Raw genomic sequence first — 17,052 nt, 5'->3', positions numbered from 1 at the left:
AACAATCTAAATGATCTTGCGAATCGCCCTTTGCTAATCTAATTGAGGATTCACTGGGAAAAACGCGCCATGTCTGAGGAATTATCGAAGCCTGAAGAATTATCAAACGCAGACGATTTACTATTATCGCTGCGTCGCAAAGAAGGATCTTGGGTCGATTGGGCACAAGCGTGTCAAACTTTGCAAAAAGCAGGCTACGCGCCAAACGCTATTTTTGAAGCGACCGGATTCGAGCCAATTCACCAAAACCAAATTATCGTTGCGGCTCAAGTTTACGATTCGATGCTGAAAGTGGGCGTTTCGGATGAGGTTCGATCGCATTTCGGTCAAAGAGCCAGCGATATTCTGTACGAGTTGCGGATTCTTTCACAATCGGAACGGGCAGCCGCAGCAGAATTAGTGTTTGAGAAAAGCTTAGATACGGACGAAGTTCACGAAGTGGCTCGTGCGCTGAAAGACTTCTCACGCTTGACTAAAGTGCCTGAAGCTTTCACATCCCATCCAGGAGACGCAATCGCATACCAAGCCTGGAAAACCGCGAAGGAAAAGACCGATTTACAAGAGCGATCGCGCTATATCGCTAGAGGTCTGAAATTCGCTCACAGCGAAACCGCTCGAAAAGCGATCGAAACTCTCTTAACCGATTTCACCGTTACTCCAAAGCGTCCTGCTCCTCGCCTTCCCGTTTATCGCTTAGAGTCTGATGAACAACTGCCGCGCATTCTTCCGGTGGCTGGAAAACTGCCGTTAAATGTGACAGATCTTCATGCTGTACCGATGACCGAAGAAACTGGCGTGTTTGGGATTATCCAATTTTCGGGAACGGGCGCATGGATGACGGTTCCTGGATGGCAAGTAATTCGCAGCGCTGAAGATCCGGTTGCGGTGTTATGTGACAGCGATCGACTTCCGACTCCGTTACCCGGTAATACAGAAGAAGTGATCGTCGTGATCGATCGCGCTCAACGAGAATGGCAGATCGATAGTTATTTCGCGATCGCAAACGAGGATCAACTTGAATTGCAATGGTTCGAGGAAGCGCCAACGATGCCGCTCTTGGGACGAGTGATCTTAGTCATGCGTCCGAAAAAGGTTCTGGATGAAGCTTATACGACCGAACTTTGGCAGATCGACGAATAAAAAAAGCGGTTCCGAATTGGAACCGCTCCAGATCAAGGGGTACTCAGAATCTATCGAACTTGCCCATGAGTCGGCGTGACATCGATCGGCTTCGTGAAATACAATTTCGCGAGTTGAACCCCATTCGAGACGTAGTAAGGCAACTTCTTCAGCGTCTTCACCAACTTCGGTGCGTTTGTGCTGTCGATCGCTCTTAAGTTCTCGTTGTTCTGAACGCAAGTTTCTAAGCGCTCATAGAACTTCGGATGCTTGACATCGAGAATGACTGGGAAAACGCGACCCGCAGTTTCGTTGGTCTTCTCGATTACGGTGTACTCAAATTCGCGAGTGTTCAGCCCGATCGCTTCATAGAACTCGCTGCGCTGGATGTCGTTCAGGTACATCGTCGCAAACACTGACAGCAAGAAGAACCGACACCAGAGTTTTGCCTTCCAATCGTTCAAGAATTGGGGCTGAGTCCGCATCAGCGCATCGAAGAAATCACCGTGGCGGTTTTCATCCTGACACCAGTTATCAAAGAATTTGAAAATCGGATACAACCGATCTTCAGGATGAGCATTGAGGTGATGGAAAATCGTGATGTAGCGCCAGTAGCCAATCTTCTCAGACAGGTAAGTTGCGTAGAAAATGAACTTCGGCTTGAAGAACGTATACTTGCGGCTCTTGGTCAAAAAGCCTAAATCGAGCGACAAGTTGAAGTCAGACAGCGCTTTATTTAAGAATCCAGCGTGACGAGCTTCATCGCGGGACATTAGCGCGAATCCTTCAGCCAATAGCGGATTGCGACCTTTCAGCTTGCGGGACAGTTCTTTGTACAGCAAGAAACCTGAGAATTCAGCCGTACAAGAGCGCTCTAGGAATTCGATAAAGACTTTGCGGGTGTTGCCGTCAATGTGATCCCAGGATTGCTCAAACTCTGCATCGCGCACGAAATGGTGGCGATTGTAATCGTTTCGCAATTCTGCGACCAATGCTTCAAACTCTTCCTCATTGACGGAGAGATCCATCTGCGCCATCTCATCAAAGTCGGTGGTGTAGAAGCGCGGCGTGAGAATCGTTTCTTTCGCTGGAACCTTAATTCCGGGGCGCAGTTCTTCAAAGCCTGGTTTTTTAAGGGAATCTACCATGAGTTTTACGATCGCGCAGTGTGGTCTAAGTGGGTTTGAGGAATGCGGCAAATTACTCTGCCATCAGCATTCCAAAGTTTTCATACGTCTCCTAGTCTACCAAGCTTCCTGCAACGCTTTTCCGCCGTTTTATTAAGAGTTGCAACGAGTCTTTACAATTTGGAACAGTCTCTAAGCCCAACCCCGTAAGCGATAGATCAAAATTCCAATGTATTCCTTCAGAGCGCGAGTCGTGCGACGAATTTGATCCGCGTCCGGTAAAGTATCTAAGATCGTCGCTTCTAGGCTGGATCGTGCTCCTCGATCGGCAAAACTTGTCATGTAATCGGTCGGAGCAGGAATCGCATCAATTCCAAGCTTCTTGAAAATCAACATCGATCGCGGCATGTGCATCGCAGAAGTTACTAGCAGAATTTTCTGGATCTTCTGCGTTTGCATAATTTCCTGGGTGTAGACCGCATTTTCGCGAGTATTCAGCGATCGAGATTCGAGTAACATTGCCGATCGTGGAACGCCCATCGTTTCCAGCAGAATCGCCATATCTTCCGCCTCCGAGGTTGAACTCGGTCGCCAATCGACTCGTCCACCGCTCAGAATCAATCGCGGCGCTTTCTTGTCTCGATAGAGCTTGCCAGCGTAAAGGACTCGATCGCCTTCTTCTCGGATTTCAATCCACGGACGTGGCGGTAATGCAGACTCGGTTGCGCCACCGAGAACTACGATCGCATCTGCGGTCGGAATTTCGCCTTGAGTAATGTACTGAAATTCTAAGGACTGAACGAGAGCGTTACTAATCCAAGCGCTTGAACTTAGCGCCAAAATCAGAAAGGTGAGTGTGATCGGAATTAGGGCTAAACGCGATCGCTTTCTTAAAATCAGCACAAACGTGAGAATGAGCAGGACACAACTCAAACCCAATGGATAAATGAAAATTGGCAGCAGTTTAGAAAGAAATAGAAACATGGGACTGCGAACAAGGTCGCTGAGTATTCTACTCTGATGTTCTACTCTGCATTCGATTCATCCGGTAAATCAATGACTTCTTGAGGCGCTTCAGGCAGTTTTTCCAATTCCGTTTGAGCGTGATCAATTATCCGCGCCTCGTATTGGTCTTTGCGCCAGTGGTCGAGAATATCACGCACCAAAGCTTCTCGCACCCAAATTTGACCCACAATCACGAGCGGAATTGCCAGAAATAAACCGAGAAAGCCGAATGCGATCGCACATACGACTTGCGAAATCAATGTCACCGCAGGCAAAATCGACACCTGTTTCGACATCACAAATGGAACCAGCAAATACTGTTCAAGCTGCTGAATCAGAATATAAACGATTAAAACTGCAACGGCTTTCCAAGGCGCGTCTAGAAGTGCAACTGCGATCGGAGGAATCACACTCAAAACCGGACCCACATTCGGAATCGCCTCTAAAAGTCCCGCCAAAAGTGCATTCGCCAACACAAGCGGTACACCTAATATCAGCAGCGCAATCCCGCTTACTAAACCAATGACAACCATGTTGATCAAAATTCCGATAATCCAATTCACCAGCGACACTTCGCACAGTGAAAGAATTTGATCCGCACGTCTGCGATAAAACGAAGGAAATAGTGCTATGAATCCTTGACGATATGGTTGGGGATTGATCAACAACATAATTGTTAAAATCAACACCAGCAGAATGTTTAACAGGACTGCTAACGCATCGCGGAATAGTGCAAGAAAGTCGCCCAATGCTCTCGTTACTACCGGTTGAACCTGTCGCAGCAAATCATCTACACCAGGTAAATATTGTGAATATCCTGGTATCATTTCCTGCATCTGATTAAACCAGATTTGAACTCGATCGAATCCCTTGGGTACTAAGTCGATCAACTGCTGAATCTGCGAAATAAACGGCGGCACAATCAGCCCGACAAACAAAACCATCAGTACAATCAGCGAGACGATCGAGACGAGCACCGCTCCCCCACGCTTTAACCCAAACCGCTGAAGTGATTTCACCAAGCTATTGAGCGCCGTTGCAAATACGACTGCCGCGAATACTAGCAGCAAGACCTGGTGAAGCTGCCACAGGATATAAAGCGCGATCGCGAATGCCAAAAATCCGATCCATTTGCCGAGTCCCACCGTTTTTCACTCCTTTCCGAACCTTTTCGAGTGTACTCTCCAGATTGCAGGTGAACCCGAAAAATTTTCGACTGCCTAGAGATGGGGATTAGGCAAACAAGGCGACCCTTTTACCAGCCCAATTGCGTCGGCTGTTCATACACTCGCCTCAAGGTGTTCACATCTCTTGCAGAAATGGGTGGCGGTGTTCGGACTTGTGAGAAGTACATCACATCCGTTTCCAGTGGGCTATGTCCCCAAATCCCAAGAGCGTGTCCTAATTCATGACGAGCCGCCGCAAGCATCGAAAGATTCGGTCGATTGGGTTGAATCCGAATCTTCATTCGATGCCGCAGAATGCCATCTTGTTCAAATAGCTCAAATCGGGTGTCTGCAAATCGAATGCGCTCAGTCGGGGGAAAACGCAATGGAATCGAAGATCGATCGATAAAAATATCCGCCTCATTTTGTCGATCGACTAATTCCAACGGAAAATAAGCCTGCCACTCTTTCACCGCTTGCATCATCAAATCGTTCCAAATCTGACTCCGAGCATCCGCAGGCTGAATGAACACTTTCACAGGGAAGCGCGACCAAACGAGATAGTCTGGAGCAGTCTTTTGAACTCGATCGAAGTAATCACCAGAGCGATCGTTCCACTGTGCCAGAATTGCCGGAAGCGGATGAATTTTTGGAGCAGGTAACGCCCGACCAGAAATTGCCCAAAACAAAACGCACCCGATCGCTAATAGAACAATCGAATGCGTTCTAAACCGTTGGAATCTTAGCGACCGAGCCATCCTGCACTCAGAACAACGGTGATTCCCATAAACAGAATGGTAAAAAGCCAAGTTGCGCGATTCAACGTGGTTTCCGCGCTCTTGGTACTGGTAAACAGTTGAGCTTGACCGCCCAACCCGCCTAAGCCATCGCCTTTCGGACTATGCAACAGTACCAGAATGACAATTCCGACCGCAGAAAACGTCCAAATCGATCTTAAAACTGTGATTAATGTCATAAGTCCAAAACTACGATCGATACGTTTCTCATTATATGAATATTAGGGTTGCGCGATCGTGGATTTCGGCGGTTCTGCTCCTTGTGGACTCGGTGTAGGACTGGGTGGAGCCGCATTCAACTGATTGAAATACTGAAAGGTCATCTTCGACACTTGCCGAATCAGGTCTCCGGCTCGATCGTCGTTGTGCGGACGTTTCACCATTGCTGCCATCAAATAGCGCTTGCCATTGGGTAAATCGATCATGCCAACATCACCGAGCATGATGCCGATATCTCCAGTTTTATGAGCAATCACCGATCCTTCCCCCAATCCTTGAGGCAGCAGCGAATTGTTTACGACTTTCCGCATGATGTTGAGCATTCGATCGTGCGATCGCATTGTCACTAATTCGCCCCGATTCACCGCATCTAGGAGCGCAACCATATCACGCGGACTGCTCGTATTCGTACCCGGCAAATCTGGGAGCATATTTTGAATGGCAGTATTCGTTAAGCCCCAGGATTGAAACCGCTGATTGACAGCATCTTTTCCTCCTAAACGATCGATGATCATATTCGTCGCGGTATTGTCGCTGATATCGATCATTTTGGTTGCGACTTCGATCGCGGGAAACTGTGAGCCAACTGGCAGATTTTGCAGTTCTCCAGCTTCAGTCGCCACAAGTTCTTTTCGCATCGTCAGCGGTTCGTCGAGTCGAATCTTACCTTCATCCACTGCTTGGAAGAAGGCGACAAGCAGCGGAAATTTGATCGTACTAGCAGCAGGAAGCGGATTCGATCCATTGATGTCTACATAAGCGTGAGTGTCTGCATCCACGATCATGAATCCTGGAGCTAACTGGGTCTGAGATGCGATCGCGGTTTGAATCTGCGTTTTCAGCCCTGTGATTTCCTGATTGAGTTGAAGTTGAGACGCGACAGCAGGACTCGGAGAAGGACTTGCTTGCTCGGTTTTTTCCGGTTGAGGTGTTCCGCCAAATCGCGTTGCTGGGTCCCAAATCGACAAGCTAGTTCCCGCAATCACACCAATTCCAACACCGAGAATTAACAATCGAGTGCCATAGAGAAATGCTAACGCCGATCGACTTTTAGGCGCGGGCGGTTTTCTAACAGGGGGAGTGCGCCGAACTTCTGGCGAGGGAACCACTTCAAGGCGACGGTCTTTCGATCGTGGTCGATCGCTGCGAAACGATCGAACGGTTGTAGCAAATTCGCGGGACTTCGGGCGTTCAGTAGGAATGGGTTTACGTACTCGTTCCCGACGTGATGAAAGGGGAATCGGTTTCGGTGGAGTTTCAACTGCCCGACGACGAGAACGGCGGCGTTGTGCTGTCCGTCCGTTGCGCTCTAAATTTGACGCTGCTGAATCATCCGTATCATCCCACATTGATGCTGTTCTCCGTTCGTCAGGGATAAGGGTTTACAAAAGCGGTTCCAAGTTTAGAACGCTTTACGCTTTCGTCACGCGATATGTTTTAGGGATTTTACATTGACTTCGTGGATCTGATCCGCTCAAGTCTGGGAATCTTCAGAGGTTCGTGTTTTAGTCGCCCATTCGATCTGCCGCAAAACACCACGCAGCAAGGATAACTCGTTTTCTGATAAGTTGGCTCGATTGAAGATATGTCTAAATTTTTCCATCCGACTCGCGGCGGTGTGCGGTTGTAGGTAGCCAATATCGAGCAGTACGGATTCGAGGTGTTGATAAGCTCGATCGAGGGCATCCAATGAACAAGGAATTGCTTCAGGTGCAGTAGGTATCGGAGCTTGAAACAGTTCATAGCAACAGAGTGCTACTGCTTGAGCAAGATTCAGTGATTGATAGTTATCACTGGTTGGAATATATACAAACCGTTGAGCATACTTTAGTTCCCCATTGCTCAGTCCTCGATCTTCAGAACCAAAGAGCAGCGCGGTGTTTAGTCCCGGTTCTAGTAACCAAGGTAAAGCTTCGCGAGGATGTTCTAAAGGAGCATCAATTCTCGATCGAACCGCAGTTGCGATCGCACGATGACATCCTGCTAATGCTTCCGGAATCGATTTGACAATTTGCGCCGCTTCCAAAACGTCGATCGCTCTCATTGCCATTTTCCGCGCATCATCCGACTGCAAATCACACTTCGGATTCACAAGTACTAATTGATGCAAGCCCATATTTTTCATCACACGAGCGATCGAGCCGACATTGAGCGCTCCCGCAGGTTCAACCAGCACAATCCGAACTTGAGAAGACAAGGTTTCCGACATAGCACGCACGAGCGAAAGACTTTAAAATTAACGCATCTTTAGATCGAATTTGTTATGCCGCGCCACCGAGCCAAATCTGATTTACCCACCAAAGTGTGTCCGGTTTGTGGTTTGTCGTTCACTTGGCGAAAAAAGTGGGAGGACTGCTGGGACGAAGTGAAATACTGTAGCGATCGCTGCCGAAAACGCAAATCACAAGCAAAACCTGAATTACTGTAAGCCAGACGTGATAAGCTTCTGTGCTATGGAATTCTCAATGGAGTAGGGAGTAGGGAGTAGGGAGTAGGGAGTAATTAACGCTCTACTCCCCACTCCCCACTCCCCACTCCCCACTCTGCGCGAGGTTGCTTGTCATGTCTGTCGATCGAGTTCAGCCCAAATTGATCATCCACGGGGGTGCAGGAAGTTCGCTTAAAGGGAAAGGCGGAGCCGATGCGGTTCGTCGATCGCTCTACAAAGTGGTAGAAGAAGTTTATGCCCTTTTACTTGCTGGAGCCACCGCAACTGAAGCCGTAGTCACTGGCTGTCAATTGCTCGAAGATGAGCCGCGCTTTAATGCAGGAACCGGATCAGTATTGCAGTCGGATGGACAAATTCGGATGAGTGCGGCTTTGATGGATGGAGCGCGGCAACGATTCAGCGGTGTGATTAATACTTCGCGAGTCAAGAACCCGATCGAGCTTGCATTATTTCTGCAAACCTCTGACGATCGCGTTCTCTCAGATATGGGTTCTGCTGAGTTGCTCCGCGAATTGCAGCTTCCTTTGTATGATCCGCTGACCGAACTGCGCTTGCAAGAATGGATTCAAGAGCGCGAAGGTAACTTTAATCGTGCAATGGCGGGTGTAGTTGCCGAGAAAGAATTGATTTCGGAATCAGCGGGACGAGGCACGATCGGGGTCGTTGCTCTCGATAGTCACGGTCGGATTTCGGTTGGAACTTCGACAGGCGGAAAAGGCTTTGAGCGAATTGGACGAGTCAGCGATTCTGCGATGCCTGCGGGGAATTACGCAAACCCAGAAGCGGCAATTAGCTGCACCGGAATCGGAGAAGACATTATCGATGAATGTTTAGCGGCAAAAATCGTGATTCGTGTGACAGATGGACAGTCGTTACATCAGGCGCTTGAGAAATCATTCAAAGAGGCACATCAAAATCGACGCGATTTAGGCGCGATCGGACTTGCTGCAAACGGCACGATCGGCTGGGGAAAAACCAGTGAAGTGCTTCTAGCGGCGTATCACACTGGCGATCGCATTGGAGACACATTGGATCTGCCCGATGATCTTCAAACTGGAACTGTGTGACAGTTCGATTTCAGTACACCGACTAGAAATTACTGAAAAACTTATGCGTATCTACGGATGTGCTGAGGAAATCGCGTAGGTATGCTTTTACAAACGGGCAGGGCATTGTCCGCCAGGTTAGGCAATGTAAGACGGGCTACGTCCGCGATTGCTGTCTGAGCCTGAAATCCCACTGCTTCTAGCTGTGGGAGTGTGTCAAGTAGATTGGCAGTCTGCCGAGTAAGGACGTTTTCTAAAAGAGGGTCTAAACCCCCCAGCCCTCTTGTGTGAGACTTTCTCTACGATAGAAATATCAGGGATCTCCACTACTTTAACAAGCTCTCATTGCCCCTGAGAGTTTGTCTCCGAATTTTCCGCATCAGTAAAACCCTCCATCGAGTCACTGTATGGCACTGGCACAGGTTTACCAGATCAAGGCAGAGATCGCTCAGGCTTTCTACCAGCTTGGAGTGACCTATTATTCGATCGGTGATGCTACCAAAACAAGTGAAACGCTACGTCAAGCCGATCGACTTTTGAATGAAGTCGAAGCGGTGCAAAAGATCGAACAAGCCCTGCGTCAATGTTAAATATCAGATCTGCGAACCTTCATGATGTAGCGCTGATTTTGTCGTTTATTCAAAAGAAAGCAGAGTTCGATCGAGATATTGGTGCGTTCTCAGGAGTGCTTCAAACTTCTGAAGACAAGCTAAGAAAAACACTATTCGGAACGGCTCCTTTCGCTTACGTTCTGTTTGCTGAGTCTTCCGATTGCGAAATTGGTTTTGCACTGTATGGCTTTCGGTATTCATCGTTTGCAGGTCAGCCGAGCATTTGGCTTGATGATTTGTATGTCGATCGAGATCAGAGAAGCCAAGGAGCAGGAGCGCTATTGATGCAGCAACTCGCCCAAATCGCTCAAGATCATGGCTGTTCTCATTTGGCTTGGAATGCTGATGCTCGAAATATTCGCGGATTGCAGTTCTACGATCGCTTAGGTGCAGAAATCACAGAACAATATGGAAATCGCTGCTTCTTGAAATGGATTCCATGACGCAGCAAAAATTAATGCTCGATCGAGGAATTGGTGCGTTTTTAGACGTGCTGCAAAGTTCTGAAGACAAGATTAAGAAAGCTCTACTTGGAACGATTCCCCCAAAGTAGATATAATGTATCTACTTTTAATCTAAGTTTCTTATGGCTTCAACAGTTGCGAAATGGGGAAACAGTCTTGCGATTCGTATTCCGCAGAATTTAGCAAAAGAGCTTCAAATCTCCGAGGGCGCAGAAATTGAGATCAGCGCGATCGACGGTAACCTAGTCGTGAAACCGAGAAAGCGCAAGGGGTACTCACTAGACGAATTGCTAGAAGGCATTACTCCAGAAAATCTTCATGCGGCAGTTGATTTTGGGGAACCAGTGGGGAACGAAGTTTGGTGAAGCAACTAGATCCCTATATTCCCGATCGTGGAGACATTATCTATGTGGATTTTAATCCGACGATCGGGCGCGAGCAGAAAGGACTCAGACCGGGCTTTGTCCTCTCACCCCGCTCTTATAGCAAGAAGACTTCACTGGCTCTTGTAATGCCAATTACCAAACATCAGAAGGGATACGCTTTCGAGGTACTTCTACCGGATGGGCTAAGTACTTATGGTGTCATTCTCACTGATCAAATCAAGTGTATCGATTGGAAAGGGCGAAAGGTTCAATTTATAGAGTCTGTTTCAGAAGAAACTGTTGAGGAAGTTCAGGAAAAAATAAGGGCACTGCTGCTTTAACCAAACTTGATTGCAGCAAAAATTAATGCTCGATCGAGCCTTTTAATCGGTAGCATCAAGATCGTTCTAAAATTACGATTTGTGATGAATCCTGCTCTTAGTCAACTTGGGATCGAGATGTCCCGCCTGTCTGGTGTTCGGGCGATTATGAAAGACATTATTGAAACGTTGAGAGCGGGAGCCGGACAGAGTTTTATTAATCTCAGTGCAGGCAATCCGGTGATTTTGCCAGAGGTCGAACAGCTTTGGCGCGATTGTACTGCGGAATTGTTAGCCAGTCCTGAATATGGCGATGTGGTTTGTCGGTATGGTGCAAGTCAGGGATATCAACCGCTGATTGATGCGATCGTACAAGAATTTAATCAGCGCTATGGACTCCAATTAAGCGATCGTAATATTCTGATTACTCCTGGCAGTCAAAGCCTTTACTTCTATGCTGCAAATGCTTTTGGTGGATACACAGCAAGCGGTGAACTTAGAAAAATTGTTCTGCCATTAAGTCCTGACTATACGGGATATGGTGGCGTTACGCTCACTCCAGAAGCACTAATCGCCTACAAACCGGAACTAGAAATCGATCACGAAAATCATCGGTTTAAATATCGCCCCAACTTCAATCAATTACAAATTGATGAACAAACTGGATGCGTAATTTTCTCACGTCCTTGCAATCCAACTGGAAACGTTTTGAGCAACGATGAAGTGAATAAAATTACTTCACTTGCAGCCGTTCATGATGTTCCGGTTTTAATCGACTCTGCTTACGCGCCTCCGTTTCCTGCTTTGAACTTCACTGAAATGTCCCCGATGTTTGGCGGGAATGTAGTTCACTGTATGAGTTTATCGAAAGCGGGATTGCCCGGAGAGCGAATTGGAATTGCGATCGGTGAACCCGAAATTATTCAAACGCTCGAATGCTTCCAAACAAATCTCTGCATTCACTCCCCTCGATATGGACAAGCGATCGCGGCTCGTGCCATTCGATCCGGTCAACTCGCGGATATTTCTGAAAATGTGATTCGTCCGTTCTATCAAAGTAAGATTGCAATTATCGAAGAAACACTCGATCGAACAATGCCGCGATCGCTTCCCTGGTTCCTGCATCGTGGAGAAGGCGCGATCTTTGCTTGGTTATGGCTCGATCAGTTACCAATAACCGATTGGGAGTTTTACCAAGCACTCAAAAAAGTCGGCGTGATCGTTGTTCCTGGAAGCACCTTTTTCCCAGGCTTACAAGAAGAATGGCAACACAAACAGCAATGTCTAAGAATTAGCCTAACGGGAACAGATGTAGAATTACAAACAGCAATGGAACGACTCGCGGAAGTTGCACAGCAAGTTTACGGATCATAGAACGCATGGGATATATAGAAATCGGTAAAATTGTCGCCGCTCAAGGCATCAAAGGCGAACTGCGCGTCTATCCGAACACAGACTTTCCAGAACGATTCGAGGAACCTGGACAACGCTGGTTATTGCGTCCGAATCAAACCGAACCTGAAGCGATCGAGCTTCTTTCCGGTCGCTACATTGACGGTAAAGGACTCTATGTAATTCAAATCAAAGGAATTCACGATCGTACCACTGCCGAGAGTCTTCGAGATTGTAAATTGCTCGTTCCTGATACCGATTTACCCGAACTTGAAGAAGGCGAATTTCACGTTGCAGACTTGCTCGGTTTATCAGTTTATGAACAATCGACTCAAGAATTGATTGGCAAGGTTAAAGACGTGATTCCTGCCGGACATGATTTATTGCAGGTCGTTAAAGTTACACCAGAAAACGGACAAGAAAAGATTATTTTGATTCCTTTTGTGGAAGCGATCGTGCCTGTAGTTGACCTCGATCGACAGCGAATTGAAATCACACCACCCCCTGGACTTCTCGACTTATAGGTTAAGTTACTTCATTACTATTGAACGATTTAACTTCCAATTAACCTTTGTTGCGAAAATGAATCGGATTAAACCCGCATGGTAGATTAAATGAGGATTTGCAGGTGGCGAATCGAAGAAAGCAAAGCGTCGTAACTCTTTGAACGGTTAAGACAACGTTACATCGATCGCCAAATTACAGACTGTCACTCTGTCAAATCCCTCTATTCGACAGCAATGATTTGATAGTTATCAAGCAAGCTCAGTGTGATCTTTGTTGAATCTTCCTCACAACATCAATCGTGCTGGTTTTTGCGTCCGATCTTTTCTCGCCACAAGTCTCGCCGAGAACTTTTTTGAATTCTCTGCCCTTTGTTTTCCGAAATGACTTCCTTAGAGGGAGTAGTAATACCGAGACAATGTTGCAGACTATTCACTAGCCCCCTGGTGAAATCAGGAACAACAACGCTTTTTTAATCCCCCTGCTGAAGACTACTTAAATTTGAGAGGGCATTCCATGAAAGTACTATCGACTTACCTCCTCGCCTCTGTTAGACAAGCCGCTCCGATGATTGCAGGTTTTTCGCTTGCACTGGTCGGATCTATGACAGGCTTGATGGCGACGAATGCACCTGCTCAAGCTGCTCCTCGCAATCTGGAAAAGAATGTCATTGCACAAAACACCACATTGCCGGATGGAGTTTACCTATACGGGCAATCTCCTAACCCTGATGAGATTGGTAAAGGTTATTTTGTCTTTGAAGCACGGCAAGGAAAGTTAGTCGGTGCGCTTTATATGCCTCGATCGTCATTCGATTGCACCTATGGTCAGCTAGAAGCTGATCGCGTTTCCTTAATGGTGGTCGATAGCTACGATCGCTCTGAAAATCCTTTTGTAATCGCGACCGAACGGAACGATTCGGTCGCATCCCGCGATCCAGTCGTTGCTCCAATTAGCTTAGAAGGCTTCCATCGCCTCTCGAATCTGAGTGCTAACGATCGACGAATGCTGAATGTCTGTAAACAAAACTATCAACAACGCGCTTGGAACTAGAACATGAATGTTTTGATTGGGTGTTGATTCAATTAGGAAACAACACCCAAATCAAGTCGATGAAATCTTAGTTAAAAATGAATGCGATCGTGCCACTTTGCGCTAGGGTTAAGCACAAATGCGGACTGGTGACGGTTGTGAAGTATTTTTTTCTTTCGGATGGCTGGTGTGTGGGTCGAGTCTGGGAAATTGGCGGCTTATGGAATGAGATCGCCTGGAGACGCAAACCGCGCATTGAACAATTAGATTTAAGTATCTGGGAAAACGGCGAAAAGCTCTGGCTCTATCGCGTCGAAGATGAAGTGTTAATGGTCGAAGTGAAACCTTCACCTTCAGTTGAATCTGGCGCGATCGGGCAAGTTGTCTTAAAGCGATTAATCACAGCGGATCAAGCGATCGACATTCTCTGCAACGTGGACAAAGACATCGCCAACCTCTAACGTCTCACGGTTCCAGTAAATCCTGCGGCTTTAAACTGTAAGAGCTTTAACGGTAAAGGCTGATTGTCAGGAACATTCACCTGAAACTCAAATTCACTCACACCAGGCGGAACTTCTTCGATCGCGCCCAATCGCGTCCGGTTTTCAATAATCGGATCTTCATTCGCATCATAGATCCGCCCAAAGATGTCCGCATTGACAATCATTTTATTGGTCGGATTCGTTGCTTTGCCATACACAATAAAACATCGCGCTGATTGGGGAATGCCTCCCGCTGTCACTGCGCCCTTCGATAGTTCAATCGGGCATTCTCGATAGCCCAAATCCGACAGTTTAATTTGAGTCAGTGCCCAAGCATTCGAGATACCCATCACCCAAATCACTGCTGAGACTACGATCGCGATCCATGCCTTCATAACTCATCATCCCGCAACTGATACAGACCTTAGTGTATCGCAGTGTATCGCGCTCAATGAGCCTTACTGCGGCAATTGCGATCGCAGTTGTTGAATTTGTTCGATCGGCAGATCTGTAAGTTGAGCGATTTGTTCGATCGGTAAATTTTGCTGGAGCATTTTAAGCGCAATCTCCTGTAAAGCTTCCCGTTTTCCTTCTTCCCAACCTTCCTGCTCCCAACTCGTCCGAATCTCCATGGCTTTCTCCAGTGTGGTCTACTGTTGTAATTGCGATCGCAGGTGTTGAATTTGTTCGATCGAGAGATCTGTCATCTGAGCAATAAACTCCACCGTACAATTCTGCTGAAGCATTCTTAGAGCAATCTTCTGCCGCTCTTTCTCCATTCCATCACGCTCCCAGCTAGTGACAATTTCCATAACGACCTCCTGCTGTATCCCTTCTATTTTACCAATCTCCCTTTGAAAGACTTTCTTCTCCTGTGAATCTAAAGGTAAGTAAGTATCGACAAATTGAGAAATCAAACGAGTTCTTGCAGGATCAAGTTGCAATGTTGTCAGAATTCTCAAACATTCCGCTTTTACTTTAGGTCGATCGCGTTTTGCAATTTTCATTTTCGCCATCAACGCCGCCGCAACCGGATTCGCCTGATTCAGATAATTTCGCCAGTTCAATCGATTAAGTTGAATCGGCTCAAAGCTAAATTCCAGAACTTTTCGATCAGGAAACTCAACTTTGTAAATGTTCTTCTCTGCTCGTTGCGGTTGATCAAAGGAGAAAACAACGATCGGATAAATCCGCTGCAAATGCTTCTGATGCAATCGTGCGAAGTAGAAGAACATTCGCTGATTAAAATTCGACTGGCTGTAGGACTGCGCCTCGATATGCACAAGAAAAGTCATATCTGTACCTGCTTGCTTCACCGATACGAGTAGATCGATGATCTTCTCTTCGCCTTCCTCTAAATCGGCAAAATACTCCTGCTGCAAAAACACGATCGATTCACGCTCGATCGTCTCCGCCACTTTCGGCAAAAACAACTCTAGGAACTCGATGAAGAACGTCGAGAGCAATTCTTTGAACAGTCGGTCATGATCGATCGTCATCGGAAAAGATCAATAGTACTACGACCACAGGAAAATGTCGAAAAGGGGTTGAGTTTCGATTTAAAGAGGTAACTTCGCAATACGATCGACCCATTCTTCCGCTGCTGAAGCAGACCAAATCAGCAATAACTCTTCGATGACGACCTCGATCGACAATTTCCGAGAAACGATAATCACGCCCGCACTTCTGGAATTGACAATGAACTCAGCGAATTCCAGGGGCATTGTTCTACGATCGTGGCTTACCAAAACTCGCCCTTGTTGTGCTGCGATCGCTAATACTTCAGGATCTTTCACTCCTTCTAACTCAGCCGACAAAGCCGTTTGAAAGTCAATCCTCGGTTCTCGTCTTAAAACGCCTGTTACGATCGCTTGATTCAAATCCGCATCAGCCTGAAACCGAATATTCACGAACTGACCTTCTTAGCTGCCATCAATTTGTCATACAGCACTGGGTCGTCAGTCTTCAAAGGCTGAGGCATCGCGTCGAATGCGGCGGCTTCTTCGGCTAAATAGGCATCAATTTCGGCGCGATTGGCAAGGTAGAAGGTAATTGCTCCATAAACTTGTTCGAGCGTGAGCAACGGAAACGCCTGCACGATGCTTTCAGGAGATGCGCCTTGCTGGAAGAGATATACGATCGAATCGAGGGAAATCCGAGTTTCTTCAATCCAATAAGCATCGTTTCGATACTCTACATATGCTTTCGCTGCGACAACTGCCATGCTGTTACACAAACTCCAACAGTATTTTAACTCGATCGCATTGTTATGTTTACGATCAATCCCCTCATTCCTCAACCGATCGACGGTTCAGATAAGCTTGATAACTTAGCGCTGGCTTGTCGTTGCTGCAATGAGCCAACTATATTTTCTGCCAAAGTTTGATTTCACCTCCTCCAAGACCTGCTGCTAAAACCTGACCGTCTTTGCTAAAAGAAACCGAAAAAACTCCATACCAGCGAGAATCCTCTTTAAGAGTATGAAGTAACTTCCCTGTTTTTACATGCCAGATCTTAACAGTGTCATCTCTGCTACCACTAGCGATGAATTGACCATCCGGGCTAAATGACAGCGAATAGACAGCATCTGAATGGCTATTCAACTCAGCGTGCTTCTGCTCAGTTTTTAAGTTGAGTAGCAATATCTCACCTTCGTTATCTCCAGCAGCAAGAAATTGGCTCTGGTTACTTATTGCCACTGTATTAATCGATGTTCCGATCTCGATACACATTCTCAAAACGTCGTCAGTCTGCCAATTACACACTCTAACTTGACCGTCTCGACTCCCACTTGCAAGGATCTTACCGTCAGGGCTAAAAGTAACAGTATTAACCCAAGTTGCTAGTTAGAAGCGGTCAGGGAGCAAAGCCAATAAAATCTCTTCAAGATGTTGACCCTCGAAGAGAAGAAAAATGCTTGACGAAATTATAGCGATTTATGCAATTACCGACGA

25 protein-coding genes and 1 pseudogene are annotated in these 17,052 nt (G+C 46.9%); 12 read left to right on the top strand and 14 right to left on the bottom strand.

What is annotated here, in order from left to right:
- Positions 1-69 precede the first annotated feature (69 nt).
- Complete coding sequence (locus tag ACQ4M5_RS23575; protein ID WP_430678128.1) at positions 70-1,140, top strand: RuBisCO accumulation factor 1; 1,071 nt, start codon at positions 70-72, stop codon at positions 1,138-1,140.
- 50 nt (positions 1,141-1,190) lie between these two features.
- Here the strand turns inward: ACQ4M5_RS23575 and acsF are convergent, their stop codons facing one another.
- The 7 genes from acsF to ACQ4M5_RS23540 all read right to left on the bottom strand — a co-directional run bounded on the left by acsF (position 1,191) and on the right by ACQ4M5_RS23540 (position 7,642).
- The gene (acsF, locus tag ACQ4M5_RS23570) at positions 1,191-2,267 is read right to left on the bottom strand and encodes a magnesium-protoporphyrin IX monomethyl ester (oxidative) cyclase (RefSeq protein ID WP_430678127.1); all 1,077 of its coding nucleotides are present in this window, start codon (positions 2,265-2,267) and stop codon (positions 1,191-1,193) included.
- A gap of 171 nt (positions 2,268-2,438) precedes the next feature.
- On the bottom strand, positions 2,439-3,230 hold the full coding sequence (locus ACQ4M5_RS23565) for a YdcF family protein (RefSeq protein ID WP_430678126.1): 792 nt from the start codon (positions 3,228-3,230) through the stop codon (positions 2,439-2,441).
- A gap of 41 nt (positions 3,231-3,271) precedes the next feature.
- On the bottom strand, positions 3,272-4,396 hold the full coding sequence (locus ACQ4M5_RS23560; protein ID WP_430678125.1) for an AI-2E family transporter: 1,125 nt from the start codon (positions 4,394-4,396) through the stop codon (positions 3,272-3,274).
- 110 nt (positions 4,397-4,506) lie between these two features.
- Positions 4,507-5,175 (bottom strand): peptidase, encoded by a 669-nt coding sequence (locus ACQ4M5_RS23555; protein ID WP_430678124.1) that lies wholly within the window; start codon positions 5,173-5,175, stop codon positions 4,507-4,509.
- Positions 5,160-5,393, bottom strand: a complete 234-nt coding sequence (secG, locus tag ACQ4M5_RS23550) for a preprotein translocase subunit SecG (protein WP_430678123.1) — start codon at positions 5,391-5,393, stop codon at positions 5,160-5,162. Before secG ends, ACQ4M5_RS23555 begins: the two co-directional genes overlap by 16 nt.
- Positions 5,394-5,435: 42 nt before the next feature.
- Positions 5,436-6,782, bottom strand: a complete 1,347-nt coding sequence (locus ACQ4M5_RS23545; protein WP_430678122.1) for a serine hydrolase — start codon at positions 6,780-6,782, stop codon at positions 5,436-5,438.
- Between the two features lie 125 nt (positions 6,783-6,907).
- A complete protein-coding gene (locus ACQ4M5_RS23540; protein WP_430678121.1) occupies positions 6,908-7,642 on the bottom strand; it encodes an RNA methyltransferase in 735 nt (244 codons plus the stop codon).
- Between the two features lie 54 nt (positions 7,643-7,696).
- Here ACQ4M5_RS23540 and ACQ4M5_RS23535 point away from each other — a divergent pair, with 54 nt between their 5' ends.
- The 10 genes from ACQ4M5_RS23535 (at position 7,697) to ACQ4M5_RS23490 (ending at position 14,077) form a co-directional block, all read left to right on the top strand.
- Positions 7,697-7,861 carry a DUF2256 domain-containing protein gene (locus ACQ4M5_RS23535; protein WP_430678120.1) on the top strand — a complete coding sequence of 55 codons (165 nt, stop codon included), beginning with the start codon at positions 7,697-7,699 and terminating at the stop codon, positions 7,859-7,861.
- A gap of 134 nt (positions 7,862-7,995) precedes the next feature.
- Positions 7,996-8,949, top strand: a complete 954-nt coding sequence (locus ACQ4M5_RS23530; protein WP_430678119.1) for an isoaspartyl peptidase/L-asparaginase — start codon at positions 7,996-7,998, stop codon at positions 8,947-8,949.
- A gap of 386 nt (positions 8,950-9,335) precedes the next feature.
- Positions 9,336-9,518 (top strand): hypothetical protein, encoded by a 183-nt coding sequence (locus tag ACQ4M5_RS23525; protein ID WP_430678118.1) that lies wholly within the window; start codon positions 9,336-9,338, stop codon positions 9,516-9,518.
- The gene (locus ACQ4M5_RS23520; protein WP_430678117.1) at positions 9,512-9,982 is read left to right on the top strand and encodes an N-acetyltransferase family protein; all 471 of its coding nucleotides are present in this window, start codon (positions 9,512-9,514) and stop codon (positions 9,980-9,982) included. Before ACQ4M5_RS23525 ends, ACQ4M5_RS23520 begins: the two co-directional genes overlap by 7 nt.
- Positions 9,983-10,125: 143 nt before the next feature.
- Positions 10,126-10,368, top strand: coding sequence for an AbrB/MazE/SpoVT family DNA-binding domain-containing protein (locus ACQ4M5_RS23515; protein ID WP_430678116.1), 243 nt, complete (start codon positions 10,126-10,128; stop codon positions 10,366-10,368).
- Positions 10,365-10,709, top strand: coding sequence for a type II toxin-antitoxin system PemK/MazF family toxin (locus tag ACQ4M5_RS23510; RefSeq protein ID WP_430678279.1), 345 nt, complete (start codon positions 10,365-10,367; stop codon positions 10,707-10,709). Before ACQ4M5_RS23515 ends, ACQ4M5_RS23510 begins: the two co-directional genes overlap by 4 nt.
- 6 nt (positions 10,710-10,715) lie before the next feature.
- A complete protein-coding gene (locus ACQ4M5_RS23505) occupies positions 10,716-12,062 on the top strand; it encodes a valine--pyruvate transaminase (RefSeq protein ID WP_430678115.1) in 1,347 nt (448 codons plus the stop codon).
- A gap of 5 nt (positions 12,063-12,067) precedes the next feature.
- Positions 12,068-12,604, top strand: a complete 537-nt coding sequence (gene rimM / locus ACQ4M5_RS23500) for a ribosome maturation factor RimM (protein ID WP_430678114.1) — start codon at positions 12,068-12,070, stop codon at positions 12,602-12,604.
- 496 nt (positions 12,605-13,100) lie between these two features.
- Complete coding sequence (locus ACQ4M5_RS23495) at positions 13,101-13,637, top strand: hypothetical protein (RefSeq protein ID WP_430678113.1); 537 nt, start codon at positions 13,101-13,103, stop codon at positions 13,635-13,637.
- Between the two features lie 137 nt (positions 13,638-13,774).
- A complete protein-coding gene (locus ACQ4M5_RS23490; RefSeq protein ID WP_430678112.1) occupies positions 13,775-14,077 on the top strand; it encodes a hypothetical protein in 303 nt (100 codons plus the stop codon).
- Here the strand turns inward: ACQ4M5_RS23490 and ACQ4M5_RS23485 are convergent.
- The 5 genes from ACQ4M5_RS23485 to ACQ4M5_RS23465 form a co-directional block, all read right to left on the bottom strand.
- Complete coding sequence (locus ACQ4M5_RS23485) at positions 14,074-14,493, bottom strand: hypothetical protein (RefSeq protein WP_430678111.1); 420 nt, start codon at positions 14,491-14,493, stop codon at positions 14,074-14,076. The genes ACQ4M5_RS23490 and ACQ4M5_RS23485 overlap by 4 nt on opposite strands.
- A gap of 63 nt (positions 14,494-14,556) precedes the next feature.
- The gene (locus tag ACQ4M5_RS23480; RefSeq protein WP_430678110.1) at positions 14,557-14,730 is read right to left on the bottom strand and encodes a hypothetical protein; all 174 of its coding nucleotides are present in this window, start codon (positions 14,728-14,730) and stop codon (positions 14,557-14,559) included.
- Between the two features lie 18 nt (positions 14,731-14,748).
- The gene (locus ACQ4M5_RS23475; RefSeq protein WP_430678109.1) at positions 14,749-15,597 is read right to left on the bottom strand and encodes an Rpn family recombination-promoting nuclease/putative transposase; all 849 of its coding nucleotides are present in this window, start codon (positions 15,595-15,597) and stop codon (positions 14,749-14,751) included.
- Positions 15,598-15,657: 60 nt separating this feature from the next.
- Complete coding sequence (locus tag ACQ4M5_RS23470) at positions 15,658-16,008, bottom strand: DUF5615 family PIN-like protein (RefSeq protein ID WP_430678108.1); 351 nt, start codon at positions 16,006-16,008, stop codon at positions 15,658-15,660.
- A complete protein-coding gene (locus ACQ4M5_RS23465; protein WP_430678107.1) occupies positions 16,005-16,322 on the bottom strand; it encodes a DUF433 domain-containing protein in 318 nt (105 codons plus the stop codon). The genes ACQ4M5_RS23470 and ACQ4M5_RS23465 overlap by 4 nt, the downstream gene beginning before the upstream one ends.
- Positions 16,323-16,367: 45 nt before the next feature.
- On the opposite strand from ACQ4M5_RS23465, the gene ACQ4M5_RS23460 reads away from it, so the two are divergent.
- Positions 16,368-16,484, top strand: coding sequence for a hypothetical protein (locus tag ACQ4M5_RS23460; RefSeq protein WP_430678106.1), 117 nt, complete (start codon positions 16,368-16,370; stop codon positions 16,482-16,484).
- On the opposite strand, the gene ACQ4M5_RS23455 is transcribed toward ACQ4M5_RS23460, so the two are convergent.
- Positions 16,462-16,830, bottom strand: coding sequence for a WD40 repeat domain-containing protein (locus tag ACQ4M5_RS23455; RefSeq protein WP_430678105.1), 369 nt, complete (start codon positions 16,828-16,830; stop codon positions 16,462-16,464). The genes ACQ4M5_RS23460 and ACQ4M5_RS23455 overlap by 23 nt on opposite strands.
- A gap of 39 nt (positions 16,831-16,869) precedes the next feature.
- Positions 16,870-16,926 (bottom strand): annotated as a pseudogene (locus ACQ4M5_RS23450) (hypothetical protein); the annotation flags it as partial.
- Positions 16,927-17,052 lie beyond the last annotated feature (126 nt).

The organism is Leptolyngbya sp. AN10 (assembly GCF_050565645.1).
Taxonomy (GTDB): Bacteria; Cyanobacteriota; Cyanobacteriia; order Leptolyngbyales; family Leptolyngbyaceae; genus Leptolyngbya.
The sequence above is the reverse complement of the archived record's forward strand: the minus strand, read 5'-3'. Positions and strand labels throughout refer to the sequence as shown.